This is a genomic window from Acetobacterium sp. (assembly GCF_039830195.1).
Classification (GTDB): Bacteria; Bacillota; Clostridia; order Eubacteriales; family Eubacteriaceae; genus Acetobacterium.
The window spans coordinates 88392-109843 of the sequence record NZ_JBDODG010000034.1 but is presented as its reverse complement, the minus strand read 5'-3'; the positions used below and the strand labels follow the sequence as shown (position 1 = coordinate 109843).

At 45.7% G+C, this 21452-nt stretch carries 22 protein-coding genes, 1 pseudogene and 1 riboswitch; of the genes and pseudogenes, 19 read left to right on the top strand and 4 right to left on the bottom strand.

What is annotated here, in order from left to right:
• Positions 1–158: 158 nt before the first annotated feature.
• The 7 genes and pseudogenes from ABGU93_RS10835 to trxA all read left to right on the top strand — a co-directional run bounded on the left by ABGU93_RS10835 (position 159) and on the right by trxA (position 6211).
• Positions 159–1880: an ABC transporter ATP-binding protein gene (locus tag ABGU93_RS10835; RefSeq protein ID WP_347413470.1), complete on the top strand. Its 1722-nt coding sequence runs from the start codon at positions 159–161 to the stop codon at positions 1878–1880.
• 1 nt (position 1881) lies between these two features.
• Positions 1882–3648, top strand: coding sequence for an ABC transporter ATP-binding protein (locus ABGU93_RS10830; protein ID WP_347413469.1), 1767 nt, complete (start codon positions 1882–1884; stop codon positions 3646–3648).
• Between the two features lie 115 nt (positions 3649–3763).
• Positions 3764–4645, top strand: coding sequence for a DUF4143 domain-containing protein (locus ABGU93_RS10825; protein ID WP_347413468.1), 882 nt, complete (start codon positions 3764–3766; stop codon positions 4643–4645).
• Positions 4646–4669: 24 nt separating this feature from the next.
• Positions 4670–4855, top strand: a pseudogene (locus tag ABGU93_RS10820) (ATPase); the annotation flags it as partial.
• A 4-nt stretch (positions 4856–4859) separates the two neighbouring features.
• On the top strand, positions 4860–5045 hold the full coding sequence (locus tag ABGU93_RS10815; RefSeq protein WP_347413467.1) for a hypothetical protein: 186 nt from the start codon (positions 4860–4862) through the stop codon (positions 5043–5045).
• Between the two features lie 312 nt (positions 5046–5357).
• Positions 5358–5777: a YjdF family protein gene (locus tag ABGU93_RS10810; RefSeq protein WP_347413466.1), complete on the top strand. Its 420-nt coding sequence runs from the start codon at positions 5358–5360 to the stop codon at positions 5775–5777.
• Positions 5778–5899: 122 nt separating this feature from the next.
• A complete protein-coding gene (trxA, locus tag ABGU93_RS10805; protein WP_026394195.1) occupies positions 5900–6211 on the top strand; it encodes a thioredoxin in 312 nt (103 codons plus the stop codon).
• A gap of 77 nt (positions 6212–6288) precedes the next feature.
• Here the strand turns inward: trxA and ABGU93_RS10800 are convergent, their stop codons facing one another.
• Positions 6289–6963, bottom strand: coding sequence for a Crp/Fnr family transcriptional regulator (locus tag ABGU93_RS10800; protein ID WP_347413465.1), 675 nt, complete (start codon positions 6961–6963; stop codon positions 6289–6291).
• Between the two features lie 111 nt (positions 6964–7074).
• On the opposite strand from ABGU93_RS10800, the gene ABGU93_RS10795 reads away from it, so the two are divergent.
• The 5 genes from ABGU93_RS10795 (at position 7075) to thiD (ending at position 11648) form a co-directional block, all read left to right on the top strand.
• Complete coding sequence (locus tag ABGU93_RS10795; RefSeq protein ID WP_347413464.1) at positions 7075–8292, top strand: GNAT family N-acetyltransferase; 1218 nt, start codon at positions 7075–7077, stop codon at positions 8290–8292.
• Positions 8293–8540: 248 nt separating this feature from the next.
• Positions 8541–8651: riboswitch (TPP riboswitch) on the top strand.
• 97 nt (positions 8652–8748) lie between these two features.
• On the top strand, positions 8749–9573 hold the full coding sequence (gene thiM, locus ABGU93_RS10790; protein ID WP_347413463.1) for a hydroxyethylthiazole kinase: 825 nt from the start codon (positions 8749–8751) through the stop codon (positions 9571–9573).
• On the top strand, positions 9560–10198 hold the full coding sequence (gene thiE, locus ABGU93_RS10785) for a thiamine phosphate synthase (protein WP_347413462.1): 639 nt from the start codon (positions 9560–9562) through the stop codon (positions 10196–10198). The genes thiM and thiE overlap by 14 nt, the downstream gene beginning before the upstream one ends.
• Entirely contained in the window at positions 10195–10851 is a 657-nt protein-coding gene (locus ABGU93_RS10780) for an HAD family phosphatase (RefSeq protein ID WP_347413461.1), read from the top strand. The genes thiE and ABGU93_RS10780 overlap by 4 nt, the downstream gene beginning before the upstream one ends.
• Positions 10848–11648, top strand: coding sequence for a bifunctional hydroxymethylpyrimidine kinase/phosphomethylpyrimidine kinase (thiD, locus tag ABGU93_RS10775; RefSeq protein WP_347413460.1), 801 nt, complete (start codon positions 10848–10850; stop codon positions 11646–11648). Before ABGU93_RS10780 ends, thiD begins: the two co-directional genes overlap by 4 nt.
• Positions 11649–11759: 111 nt before the next feature.
• Here thiD and ABGU93_RS10770 read toward each other — a convergent pair whose 3' ends face one another.
• On the bottom strand, positions 11760–13814 hold the full coding sequence (locus ABGU93_RS10770) for an HD domain-containing phosphohydrolase (protein WP_347413459.1): 2055 nt from the start codon (positions 13812–13814) through the stop codon (positions 11760–11762).
• 215 nt (positions 13815–14029) lie between these two features.
• Between ABGU93_RS10770 and ABGU93_RS10765 the strand changes: the two genes are divergently transcribed.
• The 4 genes from ABGU93_RS10765 to ABGU93_RS10750 are packed head-to-tail and all read left to right on the top strand — an operon-like array spanning position 14030 to position 16974.
• A complete protein-coding gene (locus ABGU93_RS10765; RefSeq protein WP_347413458.1) occupies positions 14030–14464 on the top strand; it encodes a transcriptional repressor in 435 nt (144 codons plus the stop codon).
• Positions 14464–15459, top strand: coding sequence for a metal ABC transporter substrate-binding protein (locus tag ABGU93_RS10760; protein ID WP_347413457.1), 996 nt, complete (start codon positions 14464–14466; stop codon positions 15457–15459). The genes ABGU93_RS10765 and ABGU93_RS10760 overlap by 1 nt, the downstream gene beginning before the upstream one ends.
• Positions 15456–16163 carry an ABC transporter ATP-binding protein gene (locus ABGU93_RS10755; protein ID WP_347413456.1) on the top strand — a complete coding sequence of 236 codons (708 nt, stop codon included), beginning with the start codon at positions 15456–15458 and terminating at the stop codon, positions 16161–16163. Before ABGU93_RS10760 ends, ABGU93_RS10755 begins: the two co-directional genes overlap by 4 nt.
• Positions 16156–16974 carry a metal ABC transporter permease gene (locus ABGU93_RS10750; protein ID WP_347413455.1) on the top strand — a complete coding sequence of 273 codons (819 nt, stop codon included), beginning with the start codon at positions 16156–16158 and terminating at the stop codon, positions 16972–16974. The genes ABGU93_RS10755 and ABGU93_RS10750 overlap by 8 nt, the downstream gene beginning before the upstream one ends.
• Before the next feature lie 197 nt (positions 16975–17171).
• On the opposite strand, the gene ABGU93_RS10745 is transcribed toward ABGU93_RS10750, so the two are convergent.
• Positions 17172–17831, bottom strand: a complete 660-nt coding sequence (locus tag ABGU93_RS10745; protein ID WP_347413454.1) for a helix-turn-helix domain-containing protein — start codon at positions 17829–17831, stop codon at positions 17172–17174.
• A 348-nt stretch (positions 17832–18179) separates the two neighbouring features.
• Here ABGU93_RS10745 and ABGU93_RS10740 point away from each other — a divergent pair, with 348 nt between their 5' ends.
• From ABGU93_RS10740 to ABGU93_RS10730, 3 genes are all read left to right on the top strand, one after another.
• Entirely contained in the window at positions 18180–18977 is a 798-nt protein-coding gene (locus ABGU93_RS10740; protein WP_026394172.1) for a methyltetrahydrofolate cobalamin methyltransferase, read from the top strand.
• An 81-nt stretch (positions 18978–19058) separates the two neighbouring features.
• Positions 19059–19688 carry a corrinoid protein gene (locus tag ABGU93_RS10735; protein WP_026394171.1) on the top strand — a complete coding sequence of 210 codons (630 nt, stop codon included), beginning with the start codon at positions 19059–19061 and terminating at the stop codon, positions 19686–19688.
• A 54-nt stretch (positions 19689–19742) separates the two neighbouring features.
• Entirely contained in the window at positions 19743–20720 is a 978-nt protein-coding gene (locus ABGU93_RS10730; RefSeq protein WP_347413453.1) for a uroporphyrinogen decarboxylase family protein, read from the top strand.
• 381 nt (positions 20721–21101) lie between these two features.
• Here ABGU93_RS10730 and ABGU93_RS10725 read toward each other — a convergent pair whose 3' ends face one another.
• Positions 21102–21389, bottom strand: coding sequence for a hypothetical protein (locus tag ABGU93_RS10725; protein ID WP_347413452.1), 288 nt, complete (start codon positions 21387–21389; stop codon positions 21102–21104).
• Between the last annotated feature and the right edge of the window lie 63 nt (positions 21390–21452).

Sequence of the window (21452 nt, the reverse complement as noted above, 5' to 3'; positions counted from 1 at the left end):
GCTTCTTTTGTGGTTCAAATTGCCTACGTCATCAAAAAAATCAATTCTACTAAAAAAGTAGTGAACAAAAATAATAAAACGGTTAAAATGATAGCAGTGTGAATTAAGCAGTGTGAATGAATATAGTTGCGACTGTAAAAAGAGTGAGGAGGGAGCAGATGAAACGGATCATTACCACATATTTGAAACCATTTTACGGCCGGATGGCTTTTGGCGTATTCTTTAAATTTACCGGTTCGATCATGGATTTGATTATTCCTTCGATTCTGGCCTTCATTATTGATCAGGTGATTCCGTTAAATGAGCGGTTGCCAATTTTTTATTGGGGCGGTGTGATGGTGGTCTGTGCGATCATCGGGATGGTTTTTAATATTATTGCCAATCGGATGGCCGCCAGGGTGGCCAGCGATGCCACCGAGGTGATCCGCCATGATCTGTTTGCCGGGGTGATGTATTTTTCCAATCAGCAGATGGACACCCTGACCAAACCGTCGGTAATTTCGCGGTTAACCGCGGACACCTACATTATCCATCAGATGATCATCCGCATCCAAAGACTGGGGGTTCGGGCCCCGATTATGCTGGTAGGCGGGATCATTGTCACGATGACCCTGGACCCGGTGCTGGCAACGGTGCTGATTGGAATTATGCCAATTATGGCGGTGTTGATTACCCTGGTTTCGAGAAAAAGCATGCCGCTTTTTGCCGGGCTACAACAGGCCTTTGACGGCTTTGTCCGAGTGGTCCGCGAAGACATCAACGGTATTAGGGTGATCAAGGCCTTATCTAAAACGGACTATGAAAAAAGGCGTTTTGATGCCATTAACATCAAGGTGGTAAACCAGGAGAAAAAAGCCCGGATGACGGTGGCGGTGATTTCGCCGGCGATGAATATCTGTCTGAATCTGGGTTTGGTCGGCGTGGTGGTAGTGGGGGCCTATGGCGTCAATAACGGTAGCTCCGAAGTGGGCATTATCCTGGCCTTTATGACTTATTTCACGATCATTCTCCATGCCGTTGTGGCGATTTCCAAATTATTTGAGATGTGGCCAAAGGCCACAGCTTCGGCCGAGCGGATCGTTCAGGCCCTGGATAGTGTTGATGCATTGACCGTACTGGCAGCGGCGGAAGCTGGTGAAGTGGCGCAAACGGGTGCTTTTATCGAATTTCAAAATGTGACCTTTTCATATAATAAAGAAGAACCCAACCTGACCAACATTTCTTTTGCCCTGACCAAGGGGGAAACCCTGGGCATTATCGGCGAAACCGGGGCCGGCAAAACCACCCTGCTCAACCTGCTGATCCGGCTTTATGATACCGATGAGGGGACCATCACCATTGCGGGTCGGGATGTCCGGTCCATGAATCCCCGGGAATTGCATCAAAAATTCGGGGTGGTCTTTCAAAATGACATGATTTTTGAAGCTACCATTGAGGAGAATATTGATCTGGGCCGAAATCTGTCCCAAGCGGCCATTGCTGCGGCGATTGATTGTGCCGGTGCCAAAGGCTTTGTGGCTGAAAAAGCTGACCAGTCCGAAGAACAGCTGACCATCAAAGGCGCCAACCTCAGCGGCGGTCAGAAACAGCGGATCCTGATTGCCCGGGCGCTGGCAGCCCGCCCGGAAATACTGGTGCTGGATGACGCCTCCAGCGCCCTGGACTATCAAACCGATGCCGCCTTTCGTAAGGCGATTAAAGAGAACTTTGATGAAACCACCATTATTATCGTCGCCCAGCGGGTCAGTTCGATCCGCCATGCCGATCATATTCTGGTGCTGGAAGATGGTGCGGTCATCGGCTACGGCAAGCATAAGCATCTGATGAAGAGCTGCGAAGTTTATCGGGAAATCAGTCATTCCCAGATGGGGGTGTCCTGAAATGCGACGATCACAAAAATTTGACAAACCACAAAACCGCAAAGGCACCTTGATCCAGTTGGGCGGCTACCTGATGCGCTATAAATGGCGATTGTTTGCCGCCATTGCCTTAACCATCGGCAGCAACCTGCTGGCCCTGGTGGGGCCGCTTCTTTCCGGCTATGCCATTGATGCCATCGAACTGGGCACCGGCCAGGTCAATTTTGGGCAAGTATTTTATTACGCCGGCTGGATGGTCGTCTTTTATATCGGCGCAGCCGGACTGACCTATGTGCTGGAAGTGCTGATGATTCGGGTCAGCCGTCAGGTTACCTACGCCATGCGCAAGGATGTCTTCAACAAGCTGATGGATCTGCCGGTGGGTTATTTTGATCTGCACCAGACCGGCGATGTCATCAGCCGGATTACCTATGATATTGATACGGTTAACAGTTCAATTTCCAGCGATCTGATTCAGGTATCCTCAGCGGTGATCACCGTGCTGGGCTCGTTTTTGATGATGCTGGCGATCTCGCCAAAACTGGTGTTGATTTTTGCCTTTACGGTACCGGCGTCGATTTTGATGTCCCGTTACCTGGTTAAAAAGACCCGCCCGCTGTTTAGCCGGCGCTCCCGAAAACTGGGTGAACTCAATGGCTTTGTGGAAGAAATGGTATCGGGTCAGAAGACCCTGAAAATCTATGATCAGGAAGAGCATACGATTGAAAAATTCAATATTAAAAACAAACAAGCGGTGGATGCCTACTACAATGCTGAATACTATGGCAGTATGATATTTCCGACCATTAATTTTATCAACAATGTCTCGCTGGCCTGCATCAGTGTCTTTGGGGCCCTCTTATATCTGGCCGGGTCGATGACGATTGGGCAGATTTCCTCCTTTGTGCTGTACTCCCGGAAGTTCTCCGGGCCGATTAACGAAATGGCCAATATCATGAACGATCTGCAGTCGTCCCTGGCGGCCGCGGAGCGGGTCTTTGCCTTACTGAATGAACTGTCAGAGGCCAAGGACACTGAAAAGATGACCGCGCTGACCAGTGTCAAGGGCGATATCGTGATGAATAACGTCCGCTTCAGCTATGATACCAATCAGGTGATCATTAAAAATCTCAGTCTGCAGGCCGAAGCAGGCAAGCTGATTGCCATCGTCGGTCCCACCGGGGCCGGAAAAACTACGATCATCAATCTGCTGATGCGTTTTTACGATACCGAAGCCGGGAATATTTATGTGGATGGCAATGAAGTCCGGGAGCTGACTCGGGACAGCCTGCGAAAATCGTTCGCCATGGTACTTCAGGATACCTGGATTTTTCATGGCACGATCTATGAAAACCTGACCTATGGCAAAGAAAATGCCACGATGACTGAGGTGGTCCAGGCGGCCAAGGCGGCCCGTATTCATTCGTTTATTGAGCATCTGCCCCATGGCTACGAAACCATTTTGAGTGATGAAGGCACCAATATTTCCAAGGGACAGAAGCAGCTCTTGACGATCGCCCGGGCAATGCTGCTGGACGCCAAAATGCTGATTCTCGATGAGGCCACTTCCAACGTGGATACCCGCACCGAGAAAAAGATTCAGGAAGCCATGCGTCAGCTGATGAAAGATAAAACCTGTTTCGTCATCGCCCACCGGCTGTCCACGATCCAGAATGCCGATCTGATTCTGGTGGTGGAACGGGGCGATGTGGTGGAACAGGGAACCCACGAAGAACTGATGAAAAAGCGCGGCAGTTACTGGCAGATGTATCAGGCGCAGTTTGAGTAGGTGCATAAAAAAATGCCAAATGAGTTGAATGATCACAGATGTATGATACAATAAGTGTAGGAAGGGCGCATATTATGGAACGTAAGATAGAAAAGTACTTAATTAAAAGGTAGAGATGATCACCCTGTATCCCCTTGATTTTGAAGAGTTTCTATGGGCGACGGATAATCGTAAAATCAGGGACCTTATTTATGAATCATTTGAAACGTTTGCCCCTTTGTCCCTCCACGAAACGGCAATGGATTTGTATAAGACATATTTGGTGGTCGGTGGAATGCCCCGGTCGGTAACAGAATACATTGAGACAAGAGATTTTGATTTTGTGATGGTTGCTCAAAAGACGCTTAATGATTCGTATATCGCCGACATGGCTAAATATGCAACACCACACGAAACAACTAAAATTATGGCGGCGTGGTCAAGTGTTCCGGCTCAACTGGCAAAAGAGAACCATAAATTTCAATATAAAATTATTAAATCCGGGGCAAGAGCTTACGATTATGAAATTCCTTTGGACTGGTTAAAAGCCGCAGGCATTGTTAATAAGTGTATTCGCATTCAAGAAGGAATGATGCCGCTATCCGCTTATGCAGATAATGGTTCGTTTAAGCTATACATGGCTGATACCGGCCTGCTGTGTTCCAAATTTGACATCAGGGCCAATATTATTTTAGATAGCCCGGTAAGTTTTCATGGTTTTAAGGGCGCGTTAACAGAAAACTATGTGATGCAGGCTCTTGTCACCACTGGTTTTATGCCCTATTACTGGAGTTCGCCGGGTAAAGCGGAGTTGGATTTTGTGTTTCAGGATCGTCAGGGAAATGTCATTCCATTGGAAGTTAAATCGGCCGAAAACGTCAAAGCTAAAAGCTTGAAATTGTTTATGTCGTTGTATAAACCGCCTTACGGTATACGTGTTTCTGCTAAAAATTTTGGCTTTGAAAACAACATTAAAAGTATACCGCTTTATGGTGTGTTTTGTTTAACTCCTTGTTGAACTGCAGTATCTTCATTACTTAATGAACGCGCTTATTACCAAGTGGCATATTTGCTTGCAGATGAAAGCGTTGTTGATCGAGAGTTTGGCGCATATAAATCGGTTAAGGATAATTATCCCAAATATGTATTGTCTTTAGACAAGTTTGATTTTTCAAGGAATGGAATAAAGCATCTTAATATTATTGATTTTCTGTTGGAAGAGGCTTAAAGAAATGGAAGAAATATTAAAATTAAGAGAAGCGTCGTATTGGGAAACGGTTTGGGACAAGGCCAAGCTTTACGGTAAAAACCCCGGCAGTGAGGGACCAGCCCATAGTGTTGAGCTATGGGAAAAACGGGCTGAAAAGTTTAAAAACAATGTTAAAGGTGAGCGGGGGAAAATTCTCGTCAAGTTATAAACGCCGCTCATTTGAACGATAACCAGGACACCGGATCGGAAATTTTTATTTTCAATTCGGTGTCTTTTTAGTTGAGCGATTCACTGGGCAAAGGGATTAAAAATAATGATTGAAACAAATCAATAAAGGGTTTGGAGTGGTAACATTAGCTTCACCAATTCGGAGGCCTTGCTGAATTCGCTAAACGTGTTATAATAACACCAAAGATAAAAACACAGTTCTGGTTGGTAGTCCAGACGCGGTTGATGCCGTCAGTAACCTGCCTCCTAAGGTTGTCCGTTCTTTGTCACTATTTTCTAGGAGGAATTGAATATGGACAAAGTAACAGCCAAATTGACGGTTTTTTTTGACGACCCCTTTTGGGTTGGCGTTTTTGAAAGCGTGGATGGCGACATGCTGAAAGTGGCCAAGGTAACCTTCGGTTCGGAACCCAAGGATGGGGAAATCTACGAATTTCTGCTTAAGAATTACAATCAGCTCCGATTCAGCCAGCCGATTACCGATGAAAAAGCGCCGGAAAAGCGGATTAATCCCAAGCGGATGAGGCGGGATATCAATCGGCAAATGGCCGCGAAAAGCATTGGAACCAAGGCTCAGCAGGCATTAAAAGAAGAACAAGAAAACAAAAAGATAATCCGGAAAGCGTTTAACCGGGAGAAAACGGAAGCAGAAAAACAACAGCAATTTGATCTGCGGCAGGAGAAGAAAAAGCAGAAACATCGGGGGCATTAATCAGGTGCTGGCCTAGTTAAGTAACGTAAAGAAATCTGAAACTCTGTGATCAAGTTACGGAGTTTTAATCCCAAATGGTTATAATAAAGATATACAAATTAACGATTAAGGAGATTAAAGATATGAGCGCAGTAACAATTACCAAAGATAATTTTCAACAGGAAGTCATCAATTCAGATAAACCGGTATTACTCGATTTTTGGGCACCCTGGTGCGGTCCCTGTAAGATGGTATCGCCGATCATCGATGAAATTGCCGATGAGGTGTTCACTTTGAAAGTCGGGAAAATAAACGTCGACGAACAACAGGAACTGGCCGCTGAATTTAAGGTCATGAGCATCCCGACACTGGCAGTAGTCAAGGGCGGCGTCGTCGTGAAAAAAGCCGTGGGCGCAAAATCCAAAGCAGATATTTTAGATTTAGTAGCTGAATAACCACAAAAAGAGCAACTGAGAAATTGGTTGCTCTTTTAAATTTTTTGGGTGGTGCTTTGTGTTAAGCGTTTGAGCCGTTAAATTATTTCTTTCAATTGTACCTTATCAATCACTTCAATCTTACCTCGGGACAGGTTGACGTAGCCTTCGTTTTCAAAATATTTCAGCATTCGGGAAACCACTTCCCGGGCGGAACCGACATATTTGGCAATTTGTTCATGGGTCATGACAATGGTGTTGGAACCGGTGCGGGCAACCTCATCCAGCAGGAAGATGGTCAGCCGTTTATCGAAACTCATAAAGAGAATCTGCTGCATCGCCCACATCACGTCGGAAAAACGATCGATCATCGATTTATAAGAAAAATTTTCGGCATAGATGTTTTCGTTGCAGATCTGCTGGAAGACGGAGGACTTGAGCAGGAGCACCTCACAATCTTTTTCGGCATCAATATGCACATCAAAGGTAATATTTTCCAGGATACAGGAGGCGGATAAGATGCAGACATCATTGGGCCCCAGTCGGTAAAGGGTGATATCCCGGCCATCTTCGGATAAAATATAGGTGCGCAATTCGCCGCTTTTGATCAAGAGTACCCCGACGCAGTCGTTTTCGCCGCGGTGAACATTTTCACCGCGTTTATATTTTACCGGCATGGCATTTTCCAAAAGCATGTTTTTCTGGTGTTGATTTAAATGATCCCAAAAGGTCAGGACCGTTTGGATAAAGGTAAGATCGGTTTCTTTTAACATTTTTATACCTCGTCTACAGTTTAGGTAATAGTATAGCATAATTGTTTTGATTCTACTTTAAAAATTAGGGTATTAAGTGGTACTATAAAGCATCGATATAAGGAGAATTTTATGAATAAAGAGATAAGAAAAGATCTGGAACTAAGGCGGCTGGAAGCCAAAAACTTAACCCAGTTTAATGATATTTTGAGGTACGCTTTTCAGGTGACCGATGAGCAGCTGTTAAAAGTTGGTTGGAAACACGATGAGATTAAGCGGTCGAAATTTCCGATTCTGGAAAAAGCCGAGGTCATCGGCTGGTTTGAGGATGAGCGACTGGCGGCTCAGATCGCCGTTTATCCGCTGCAGGTCAACATCAGCGGCAGTATCTATGAGATGGGTTATATTACCGGAGTGGCCACCTATCCGGAATACATGGGTCTGGGTCTGATGTCCGGGCTGATGAAAAAAAGTCTGGAAACGATGTACGGACGCAACCAGTGTATTTCATTTTTATTTCCCTATTCACACCCGCTCTATCGTCATAAGGGCTGGGAGGTCGTCTCGGATAAGATGACCTTCCGTATCCGCGACAATCAACTGCCCCGGGACATCGATGTGCCGGGACGGGTAAAACGGGTCAAAGAGAACAGTCCGGATCTCATCGCCCTTCATGACACCTTTGCCAGACAAACCCATGGCTGTCTGGTTCGTAATGAACTGGTCTGGGAGGAATACTGGCGCTGGGATGTGGAAGATGTCACGGCCGCCATTTATTATGGCGAAGATGATCAGCCCCGGGGTTATCTGGTTTATCTGATCGAAAATGATGTCTTTCATGTCAAAGAGATGGTGTATCTGAACCAGGAAGCCCGCAAAGGGCTCTGGGGCTATATCGCGGCCCATGAATCGATGATCAATGAGGTCGTCGGCAATAATTACAATAACCACACGATCTCGTTTCTGTTCGGCGACAGCGATATGAAAGAAACCATTCGGCCTTATATCATGGCGCGGATTGTGGATTTTGAAGGGTTTTTCAAACAGTATCAATTTTCCAACACCGCAATCAATGAGTCGGTGACCTTTGACATTGTCGACACCGTGCTGGAGTGGAATAATCGCAGCTTCACGGTCAAGTTCAGCCCGAGTGAGGCCCCGGTTTTAGTTGATGAACCCTCGGAAAACCGGGTCAAACTGGAAATCGGGATTTTGACCTGTATGCTACTGGGTTATAAGCGGCCCACCTACCTCCAGCAAATTGAACGGCTGGAGGCCAGCAAAAAAACGGTGGCCATTCTGGAGAGTGTCATCGCCAATGAAAAAATTTATTTCTCAGATTATATTTAGGCAAACAAAAAACGGGCATAAAAAAAACAGCCGGTCCGGATGACTGCGCTGTTTTTTTTATATTAGGAATGAAAAGAAAAAGAGGAGATGTTTATCTCTTGTCTTTATCTTAGGCCGCGAACCTTTAGTCAAACTTTGAAAGAGGTTAAGTTTAAGTTAAATTAAGGTTTTGATGGGCCAATTCAATGAGTCAATTAAGAGCGGAACACCGTTGACAAAAATCTGGCGGTATGATAATCTTTATCACAATTAAAGAGTTGGGGAGCTTATGCATTTAGGCTGAGAGGAAGTAAAGCGCTGCTTCGACCCATGCACCTGATACGGATAATGCCGGCGTAGGGAATTTATGTCAAGCTACTGTGCATTCGTGTACAGTTTTTTTTGTTTAAATCAGGATCGCCAAGATCAGGAATAAGATCACGAAACAGTATTTTATTAATGGAAAGAGGTAAGCTTATGTTTAAAAAAATCCTGGAAAATGTCAGTAATCAGCCACCGCTGGTTCATTCCATCACCAACTATGTGACGGTGAACGACTGTGCCAACATCGTGCTGGCCTGCGGTGGGGCCCCGATTATGGCCGACGATATCAATGAGGTGGAAGAAATTATTGCTATCTGTAACGCCCTGGTCATCAATATCGGTACCCTTAACGAACGGACGGTGGCAGCGATGATTAAAGCCGGGAAAAAAGCCAACCGTCTCGGCCGGCCGGTCATTCTTGATCCGGTCGGGGCTGGCGCCTCGACGCTGCGGACCAACACCGTTTTTAAGTTGTTAAAAGAAGTACAGTTCAGCGTGATTCGCGGCAATGTCTCGGAAATCAAGACCATTGATCAGGGCAGCGGCACCACCAAAGGGGTCGATGCCGATATCAGTGATGCCATCACTGAAGGAACATTGGATCAGATGATTGCCTTTGCCAAAGCCCTCAGCGCCAAAACCGGGGCGGTTATTGCCATCACCGGCGCCATTGACATTGTCGCTGACAGTCAGAAAGCCCTGGTAATTCGCAACGGTCACCCGATGATGTCACGGATTACCGGCACCGGCTGTATGCTGACCACGGTCATTGGCAGTTATTGCGGGGCCAATCCCGATCAGTTGCTGCTGGCGACCGCTGCCGCAGTCAGTTGTCTGGGCTTGTGCGGGGAGCTGGCCTATGCTAAGGTTCAGGCTCACGGGGCCGGAACGGCCTCCTTTCGCACCTACCTCATCGACGCCATGAGCCGGATGGATAGCCAAACATTGGCAGGAGGAACCAAGATTGAAACTCGATAAAAATACCATGCTGTTATACGCGGTGACCGACCGCAGTTGGTTGGGCGACCGGTCCCTGACCGATCAGGTTGCAGACACCTTAAAAGGGGGCGCGACCTTTATCCAGTTGCGGGAAAAGGATCTCGATTTTGATGACTTTGTCAAGCAGGCCCGGGCCATTAAGACATTAACCGATGCCTACAAAATCCCCTTTGTCATTAATGACGCCGTCGAGGTGGCTCTGGCGGTTGATGCCGATGGGGTTCATGTTGGTCAGGACGATATGGATGCCGGGGAATTGCGAAAACGGATCGGTGATAAAATCATCGGTGTCTCGGCAGATACGGTGGAACTGGCCCTTAAAGCTGAAGCCGACGGCGCCGACTATATCGGGGTGGGGGCGATCTATTCCACCGCCACTAAAACCGATGCCGAGGTAGTGGCGTTTGAAACGATTGCGGCCATCTGTCAGGCGGTATCGATTCCGGTGGTGGCCATCGGCGGTCTCAACGAAACCAATATTCACAGCTTGGCCGGAACCGGAGTGGACGGGGTGGCACTGGTATCGGCGATCTTTGCGAAAGCGGATATCGTCAGTGCAACCCGGGAACTGCGGTCTTTATCCGAGGCGATGACAAAATCATGAACCAGGCAATTTTGAATATTAAGGGGATGATCTTTGATCTGGACGGGACTCTGATCGATTCGATGCCGGCCTGGGAAAATATCGGCAGTAATTTTTTAAAAAAACACGGAATTGTGCCCCCGGATGATTTAAATGAGACCATTAAAACCATGAGTTTTGCCGAATCGGCCCGCTATTTTATAGAGTTTTACGGGGTGGATATGACAGAGGATCAGGTCGGCGATGAAATTAACGGCATGATCCGGGAAAACTACGCCAAACATATTGTCCTAAAACCCTATGTTAAAGAGACATTGGATCACTATTTAAACCAGGGCATCAAAATGGGCATCTTAACCGCCACCCACAAGACCCTGACCGAATTGGTCTTGCGCCGTTTTGGCCTGTTGGATCATTTTGAGTTTATTCTTACCTCGGGGATGGCTGGTTTACCCAAAAGTCAGCCGGAGATTTATCATCAGGCGGTGGCACAGCTGGAACTGCCGGCGCAGCAGATTGCCATATTTGAGGATGCCTTGTATTGTATCCGGGCCGCCAGAGCGTCGGGCTGTCATATTGTCGGCGTCTTTGATGAAGCCTCTAAGAATGATTGGGAAGCGATCAAGAACAGTTCAGACTGTGCGATTATGAGTTTTAAGGAGTTGTTGCGATGAAAAAGGTCTTATCTATAGCCGGGTCGGATTCCAGCGGCGGTGCCGGTATTCAGGCTGATATTAAAACCATTATGGCTCATGGCAGCTATGCGATGACGGCGATCACCGTGTTGACGGCGCAAAACACCACCGGGGTTTTTGGAATTTCGGAAGTGGCACCTGAATTTGTGGAAAATCAGCTGGATTGTGTTTTTACCGATATTTTTCCCGATGCGGTTAAAATCGGCATGGTCTACAGTGCTGCCATTATCGGTAGCATTGCCCAAAAACTAAAACAGCACCAGGCCAGAAACATTGTTCTGGATCCGGTGATGGTGGCCACCAGCGGCGGCCGGCTGTTGAGCGATGATAGCATCGAAAGTTTGAAAACAGAGCTGATGCCCCTGGCCGATCTGATCACCCCCAATATTCCCGAGGCTGAATGTCTGTGCGGATTTGGGATTCATTCCCAGTCGGATATGGTCAGAGCCGCCAAAAAAATCGCGGCAACCTATGCGGGCAGTATTCTGATTAAGGGCGGGCATCTGTATGAAAGCGCTGATGATTTTCTGCTGGTTCAAGACCACAAGGGCAGCGAAGAAGTCTGGTTTCCCGGTGTGAAAATTGATAATCCCAACACCCATGGCACTGGCTGTACCCTTTCCGCGGCGATTGCCTGCAATCTGGCCGCCGGCGCTGAGATGAAAGCGGCGGTAAAAAATGCCAAGGATTACGTGTCCGGGGCGCTGTCGGCCAATCTGGATCTGGGACAGGGTAGCGGGCCGCTGGATCATGGCTTTCAATTGACCCGGAGATAAGCAAAACCGAAAGTAAGAAAAGGCGAGGCGCAAGCCAAGTCGTCAGTCAGCTCAGAAAAGCCAATTGATTCCCAACCAGGTGTTTTAACCGTTGGGTAATCAATTGGCTTTTTAAGATTGGGGCCATTCTTTATGCAGCACTTTTTCAACAAAGAGCCGGGCCAGATTCTCATCAAATTGAAGGCCGGAGCATTTTTGGATTTCATTTATGGCTTCGTCATCGGTGAAGGCCCGACAATAGGGGCGCTCGGTGGTCATCGTGCAATAGGCGTCGGCAATGGCAATAATTCGTCCCTGCAAGGATATTTCATCGGCTTTCAGGCCTTTAGGATAGCCGCGGCCATCCCAGCGCTCATGATGTTCGAGCACAAATTTGGCAATTTCCGCCAGTTCATTAACCGAGCGGAGAATATGGTAGCCGATTTCGGGATGACGTTTGATTTCCGCCCATTCGGCATCGCTTAATTGTTCAGACTTGGTTAAAATCGCTTCATCGATGGCAATTTCGCCAATGTCATGCCGTAAACCGGCCAGACCGAGCTGGTTGATGGCTTCCGTTTCAAAACCCAGTACCCGGGCGATGGCCTGGCAGTATTCACTGACAGTTTGGGAATGAAGCACCTCCAGATGGTTGCGTTCGTAAATGGACTTGACGATCAGGTCGATGGTAGCTCTTTTAATACTGGGACTGATGGTTAGCTTGTGTTGGTACATGGCATCTTCGGCCCGTTTAAAAACATCGTTGAGGTCATCCATCGGGTTTTCTTTAAGGGCAAAACCCATTGAAACAGATAAAATAGTATGGTCAATGCGAACGTTGGAGATGGCGGCATTAAGCCGCTTAACAATGCTTTCCAAACTTTGCTGATCAGTGTGCGAAAATAAAATCACAAACTCATCGCCGCCAACCCGGGAGGCAATTTCATCATGGCGGCATTCGTTTTTTAGGATTTCAGCAAATTCTTTTAAGATCTTGTCCCCCACTTGATGGCCATAGGCATCATTAATCAGCTTAAGTCCGTTAACATCTGCCATAAGCAGGGCAATCGGCAGGTTGCGCGGGGTATCGAGACGGAGTAACTCTTCTTCATAAAAACGACGGTTGTAAAGTCCGGTTAATTGATCATGATAGCTTAGATAAAGAACTGCTTCTTCGTCCCGCTTTCGGTCCGTAATATCATGAATGATACTGATGACATGAGGGGTCGTGTTTAAGGTGATAAATTTTGCCGAAACTGAACAAATCCGGATATCATTATTTTTATTTCGGAACTTCAATTCAAAATCATCAACCGACTGATTGGCGGCGATCTCATTCAAAAGCTTTTCCCGATCCGCGGGGTTTACATAAAGATTTAATTCCAACAAGCTCTTATTAAGAACTTCTTCCCGGGAAAATCCGGAAAAATTTAAAAAGCCGAGGTTGAAATTCACAATTGTGCCGTCCGGCAGGGTCGTGATCAGGCTGGCATCGGGACTGAGATTAAAGATTTGCTCAAACTGTTCTTTGGCCGAGCGGATATCGGAACTCATCCGTTCATTAATCATCACGATAAAGGTAAAAGTGACAATAATACTGGCGATAAAGGCGCCGGTAAAAGAAATAATTTGAAAAAGAGATGGCGACAGGGCACTGTCAATCGGCGGCGAAAATAATCCGTGGATAGCTTTCACAACGGCAAAAATGCCGGTTGCAACGAATAGTAACAAGAGCAGTTGGGTTTGTCGTGGGAGAGGTGCACTGTTTTTTTGCGTGAGGGTCCTGGCAATTAGCAGGGCAATCAATCCAATGGCGAGATTAATCGAAAAAATCCGGATAGAGATTGAGTTGAAAACGAACTGAAAATAGATCAGCGCTAAGAGGCAAAATCCGAAAACAAGCGGCGGAAACCATCTGTTTTCCGGCAGCTCTAAAAAGCGGACCAGGCCGATATATTGAAAAATCAACGCCAACAACAATAGCGCATTACCGATAACAACAGTGATCAGATCATAGGCATTGCTGCCCTGGAGCATGACAAAAAGAAACCCCAGGGCATAAAAGGAGCAGCTGACTCCAAAGTGATCAACGCCGGGATATTTGGAAGCCAGGAGGAGTATAAAAACAGCCTGAAAAATACTGGAAATAACTAAAATCAGGGCAATGGTTGCAAGATCGATGTTCATGGCGGCCTCTCATTGGGTGACACTTATTAACCTGAAAAAATTGGTGCCCGCATTTTGATAAAAGATAAGCTATGATTATTATATCCCGATTTGAGAAAAAGAAACACGAATTATAAAAAAGACCAATATGAAAATGATTTCCAAATTACTTTGACAGGGCAGTGTTTTTGAGGTAATATGAAAATGATTTTCAAATTCATTTTGCGGGGTGAACCATGGGAAAACCGTCTTACTACAAAACAAAGCAACAGGATACGATCCTGAAATATTTAATTGCCAAAAAAAACCAGCATATTACCGTCAATATGATTGCCGAATTTCTGGAAAAGCAGGGCACACCGGTGGGCGTGACCACTATTTATCGTCATCTCGATAAGCTGGTGGAGCAGGGTGAGCTGCAGAAATACATCATTGATGGGGTAACCAGTGCCTGTTTTCAGTACATCGGGGAAGAAGCCCATTGTCATGAGCATTTTCATCTGAAATGCGAGAACTGCGGAACTCTGATTCATCTGGAATGTGGCTACATGAAGGATCTGTACACCCATGTATTGAAGCACCACGCTTTTGACATTAATACATTCAAAACTGTTTTTTATGGGTTATGTAAAAGCTGTTCAGACAAAGAAAACAAGCAGGAGGCATTGTGATGAAAAAGATAGTTGTTGTGTCAGTAGTGTTACTGATTTTGGCGCTGGGAGTAACCGGCTGTTCCCCAAATACGGCGGCTAAAAATGCTGATAATCAGGGAAAAATCAGCATTGTCACGACCATTTTTCCGGTCTATGATTTTGCCAGAGCCATAGCCGGGGATCAGGCCGAGCTGACGATGCTGGTAAAACCAGCCGCTGAGGTTCATTCCTACGATCCCTCCCCGGCAGATATTATCAAAATCCAGGAGGCGGATGTGTTTATCTACATTGGCGGCGAAAATGATACCTGGGTCAGCACCATTCTCGATTCCATGGATACCAGCAATAAGAAAATTATTCGACTGATGGATGCGGTAAAACCAGTGGCAGAGGAAACCGTAGAAGGGATGGAGGCTGAAGTGGAGGAAGTGGCTGCTGAAACGACTCAAAATGAAGCCAAACCAGCCGAGGAAGAAATTGAGTACGACGAACACATCTGGACATCGCCTAAAAATGCCATCTTGATGGTCAATGAAATTGCCACGGCATTGGTCGAAATAGATGCTCAAAATACCGCCACCTATACCAACAATGCCGCCGCTTATACGGCTCAGATCCAGGCTGTGGATGATGAAATCGCCGGGATTGTGGCAGCGTCTCCCAATAAACTGTTGGTCTTTGGCGATCGCTTTCCGTTCCGCTATTTTGTTGATGAATTCGGTCTGGAATATAAAGCCGCATTTCCGGGCTGCAGTACGGATACCGAGGCCAGTGCGGGAACTTTGGCCTATCTGATGAACACGATCCAGGAAAAAAACATCAAATACGTCTATTATCTTGAGCTCAGTAATCAGAACATTGCCAGAGCCATCAGCGAACAAACCGGTGCCCAGCTGCTGTTGCTTCATTCGGCCCATAATGTGACAAAGGACGATTTTGATGCCGGCGCAACCTACGTTTCAATTATGCAGCAAAATGCCGAAAACCTGCGAAAGGGGCTGGCCAACCAATGAAACTAATTTCCTGTGAAGGGGTCACAATTGGATATGATGGACAACGGGCCGTGAACAACGTCAGTTTTGATCTGGAACAGGGCGACTATCTGTGCGTTGTGGGCGAAAACGGCTCGGGAAAAAGCACCCTGGTGAAGGGCCTGTTGGGACTGATTAAACCTCAGGAAGGTAAGATTACCTTTGCCGGTATTAATCAAAATGAAATTGGCTATCTACCGCAACAGACGGTGATTCAGCGGGATTTTCCAGCCAGCGTTACTGAAGTGGTGATCTCCGGCTGTCTCAATCGCCGGGGACTGCTGCCGTTTTACTCGCGGTTGGAAAAAGAGCGGGCGATGGATAAGATGAAGCAGCTGAATATCACCGATATCAAAAAGAAATCCTATCGGGACTTATCAGGCGGTCAGCAGCAGCGGGTGCTGTTGGCCCGGGCCCTTTGTGCCACCGAAAAATTGCTGCTGCTGGATGAGCCGGTGGCCGGTCTGGATCCAATGATAACGGCCGATTTGTATCAACTGGTGGCGGAACTCAATCAAACCCAGGGGATTACCGTACTGATGGTTTCGCATGATATCGACAGTGCCATCAAATACGGCAACAAGATTCTTCACATGAAAACCGAAACGGCCTTCTTCGGTTCAACCGCAGATTATCTGAAAACGGAGATGTGTCAGCGGATGATGGGGGACCCAAAACATGATTGAGTTGCTAACTGAACTATTGTCTTACGCCTTTGTGGTGAGAGCGCTTGTCGTGGGGGTTCTGGTTTCTTTGTGTGCCGCCCTTCTGGGGGTGAGCCTGGTACTGAAACGCTATTCGATGATCGGCGATGGCTTGTCCCATGTGGGGTTTGGGGCCCTGGCCCTGGCCATGGCGTTAAACCTGTCACCGCTGGAAGTGGCTATTCCGGTGGTGGCTGTGGCCGCCTTTGTGTTGTTGCGCATCAGTGAAAATAGCCGGATCAAGGGGGATGCCGCCATTGCTCTGATTTCCAGCAGTGCCCTGGCCATTGGGGTGATTATCATTTCCTACACATCGGGGATGAATGCCGACACCAGCAATTATATGTTTGGCAGCATTCTGGCTATGAGCGAAAGTGACGTGTTTCTCAGTGTGGCGGTTTCGGTTGTGGTGATTTTGCTGTATGTGTTATTCTACAATAAAATTTTTGCCGTCACCTTCGACGAAAGTTTCACCCGGGCGACGGGTACCAATGCTGGCCGTTACAATACCCTGATTGCCCTGTTAACGGCGATGACCATTGTGGTGGGGATGCGGATGATGGGTGCGTTGCTGATTTCCAGCCTGATTATTTTCCCCGCCCTGACCTCGATGCGGCTGTTCAAAACCTTTAAGCAGGTGGTGATCAGTTCGGCCATTTTGTCGGTGTTCTGCTTTGTGGCCGGAATTGTACTGTCCTTTATTTTCTCCTTTCCTACCGGCGCCAGCGTAGTGGTTATTAATCTGCTGATGTTTGCTACTTTTTCGGCGATCGGGCTGGTCAAAAAAAACTAAAACGGCTCGCTGCTCAGGGAACCGATCACATTTTCATTTTTAATAGTCATTGTCATCTACCAGACGTATCACCATCGCCATATGCACTAAGATGGACGATGATTGCGATTTACAAAAAAAAGAACTTAGTCTGCACTGATAACAACAGCGTGACTAAGTTCTTTTTTGTAATTATCCACGAAGATAAAAAATCGCGATTAGACAACCTGAAAATAAGGTTTGATTTCAAAAGGGATCAATTGTAAAACCCGTTTGCTTTCATCAATGATTTCATCAATGCGGCTTTCTTCAATATGCATCAGAACAAAATGAAGACTGGTCAGATAATCCAGACATTCTTCCTGGGAACAGTCAAACTCGCCATTAGCATAGGCTAATTTTACCGATAATGAAGAGGCCATGGCAGAGCGGGCAATCATCGATATTTCATCAGGACATCGTTTCAGTTTTAATTTGTATCGTCGGTCATGGATTTTATAAAGATGAACAACACTTTGAGAAAAGGTATCTTCATGCTTTTCATCAGCATGTTCTTTAATAAAACGCATGACATTGGGATCACATAGATGCAGCATGTCATATAAACGGATTTCCACTGCGGTACTCACCTGCAAGTCGGCCGGTTTGCCTTTGAAATATTCTAAATAGAGTCTAAAAGCAACCCTGTTCTTATGTTCGACCAGGAATTTCTCGGTCACTTCCCGGGCTAAATTAGATTTTGATTTAAAATAATAGGTGATTAAAGGTTTGGTAATCTCACAATCAGCGGCAATTTGATCTAAGTAGGTATTTTTATAACCTTGTTCGTAAAAAAGTTTTGTGGCAACCTGGATAATATTTTCTTTCTGATTTTTCATATCTGTCTCTCTTTGTTTTCGATGCTGTTATTGTATCGTTTAATCTTCTCGATATCAAGGCAAAACATCTGTGCTGAATAAAAATATTTTACCGGTAAAATTTATGTTGACAATTCGTAAAAATAGGACTATACTGCAATTACTTTACCGGTAAAATAAATAACGGTTCAGGGAACCTGGTGCGGGTAAGAATGCTGGCGATTAATCAGGCCAGCCGGAAAATGATGACAGCGTTGTCAGTTAATGACTGTAAACGATAATCATATCGGGTGATTGAGAATCAGAGAAAAGTGGCATTTAAACGAAGAATCGTTTCAAATATAAACAAGATCGAAAAGGAGAAAGAAAATGATAATTATTGGCGAAAAAATTAACGGTGCTATTCCCTCAACCGCGAAAGCGATAGCGGCAAAGGATGTCGAATTTATCCGGAACCTGGCGATTAAGCAGGCCGAAGCCGGAGCAAATTTCATTGATGTATGTGCTTCAGTTGACGATGATATCGAACTGGAAACGATGAAATGGTTGATTGACATCGTTCAGGATGCTACTGACGTGCCGATTGCAGTGGACAGCCCCAATGTTTATACCTGCATTGAATCGATGAAATACTGCAACAAACCAGGACTGTTTAACTCCGTGTCATTAGAAGGGGACAAGGTCGATGTGGCCTTTAAGGTACTGGCCGATACCAAGTGGGAATGTGTGGCTTTGCTAAACAGTGACAAGGGCATCCCTAAAACCGCCAAGGATCGTCTGGAAGTGTTCACTGACTTAATGGCAAAATGCCAGGAATATAAGATTGACCCCTCCCGCATGCACATCGATCCCTTGATTGAAATGCTGTGCACCTCGGAAGATGGGATTACCATGGTCACCGAAGTCATTCGGGAAATCAAAAAGCAATATCCAACCATTCATGTCACCGGTGCCGTCAGCAACATTTCTTTCAATTTACCAGCCCGCCGGATTGCCAACCAGGCCTTTGCCGTTCTGGCCATGAGCGCCGGCATGGACAGCTTTATTCTCGATCCCCTGAACAAGGATATGATGGGAATGCTGTTTGCCACCGAAGCGATGATGGGTGAAGATGAATACTGCATGGAATATATCGGTGCTTTCCGGGAAGGTATTTTCGTAAAATAAGTTACAACCAAACCCGGCACTCACACAGGTTCCGGGTGATTAAAATAAAAATTAGTATAAAAATCAAAGGAGAAATTGAAAATGTCAAAAATTGAAGATGTAAAAGTATTGGTCGAAACCGGTAAATCAAAGAAGGTTGCCGCAGCCGTTCAGGAAGCTCTGGATGCCGGTGATAAAGCGCAGGATATTCTGGATGCAATGGTTGCCTCCATGGGCGTGGTCGGGGATAAATTCTCATCTGGAGAAATCTTTGTTCCAGAAATGTTAATTGCCGCCAAAGCGATGTCCAAAGGGGTAGAAGTGTTAAAACCAGTGATGGCCGGCGATGGCGCCAATTCACTGGGAACCTGTATCATGGGAACTGTAGCCGGCGATCTGCACGATATCGGTAAAAACCTGGTTGTGATGATGCTTGAAAGCGCTGGCTTTGATATGGTTGACCTGGGCGTTGACGTACCGGCAGACAAGTTTGTAGAAGCGGTAAAAGAAAATAATAATGTTGTATTAGTTGCTTGTTCTGGTCTGTTAACCACTACCATGCCAGCGTTAAAAGAAGCCGTTCAAACGATTAAAGCAGCTTATCCGGATATGAAGGTCATTGTTGGTGGGGCTCCGGTTACACCAGAGTACGCTACAGAAATCGGCGCCGATGGTTATGCACCGGATGCCGGTAGTGCTGCTGCTAAAGCCAAAGAACTGATTGGCGCTTAAGCCGCTACAAGAACAGTAACAATTATCCCAAATAAAGCATAAGAAGGAGAAGTTATGTTAACAATCAGAGAAAATTTGCTGGAAACAATGAAGGGTGGCAATCCGGATCGTTTTGTCAAACAATATGAATTTATTGATCTGATCATGGAAGTACCAACTGGTACAGAATTTAAATATGGTCAAACATGGAAAGATCATTGGGGTATTACCTGGCAATGGCCAGAAGGCCAGTTAGGCATGTTCCCCATTCACCACGATGGGATGGCTGTTATTCAGGATATCACCAAGTGGAGAGATGTTGTAAAAAAACCGGCCATTGCGACTTCTGATGAAGCCTGGGCGCCAGCGATTGCTCATGCCAATGCAGTTGACCGTAAAGAAAAGTATGCGACGGCCTTTTTTGCACCGGGCCTCTTCGAAATGACCCATCATCTGATGGGTATGGAAAACGCCCTGATGGCGCTTTATGAAGAACCAGAAGCGATGCAGGAACTGATTGACTACCTGACCGAATATGAGCTGGAGTTTGCGGCCGTGATGATGGAAAAACTGAAGCCAGAAGCTATTTTACATCATGATGACTGGGGCAGCCAGATTTCTTCCTTTATTTCGCCAGAAATGTTTGAAGAATTCTTTGTACCATCATACAAAAAAATCTATCAGTTCTATAAAGACAATGGCGTGGAACTGATTATCCACCATAGTGACTCCTATGCGGCTAATTTAGTGCCTTACATGATCGAAGTAGGCATTGATATCTGGCAGGGGGTTATGAACACCAATAATATTCCTGAACTGATCAAAGAGTACGGCGACAAGATCACCTTCATGGGCGGCCTTCACAGCGGTACCGTTGATTATCCCGGTTGGGAAAAAGAAGTGGTTAAAAAACAAGTTGAAGAAACCTGTAAAGCCAATGGCCACAAATATTTCATTCCTTGTCAGACATCTGGTCTGCCAATTGAAAACTTCGAAGGCGTTATTGCTTATATCGATGAATGCATTGATGAAATGAGTAAGGAACTGTTTTAAATTTCACGCACTAATTGAAATAAAACCTGTACCGCTATGGTGAATTTTGCTGAGCGATACAGGTTTGTTTTTTTGCCATAATGAAGCCGGTCTGGCTGATCAGGTCGATCAATTGCTAAAAAGATTGGCTGGGAGCAGGAGGGAGTGATCCGCTATCACGAGGAGCAGTTTTATCATTTTTATGTGGTACTCGATGGATACCGAAAGTAAGCAGGTTGATCATTGATCGGAAATAACGAAATAACGCGAGAAATCAGAAACGTCTTGTAACTAATTAGGCGTTTCTTTTATTTTTACTCTAAATCAAAAACCATGGCATGATCTTTAACACCGTCACATTGAATTGATTGCATGTCATATGCTTTTTAAAATAATACGATCTTATAAATATTTCGAAAGATGCTTTGGAATAGCATTTTCAAAATAGGCAACGGTTGTTTGCGGATCTGGTATGTCATTTTTTAAAAAAGCATCTTCTATATGTGCCAAACATCCCATCAGAAAAAAAGTAAGTGATTCATCTATATCAGGAGTAATTTCATCATGATAGACCTCTTCAATTAAACGTAGGTAGAGCTCTTTTAAAGGGGGGACAACTGAAATTCGAACATTGTTTTGGTATCTGGTTTTATAATCATTTTTCTCCTTAAAGTTCACAATGCGTTTCATATGTGAATCTAATTTACAAATGAGAATATCTGTGAATTTTAAAAAAGTATAACACATTTTAAA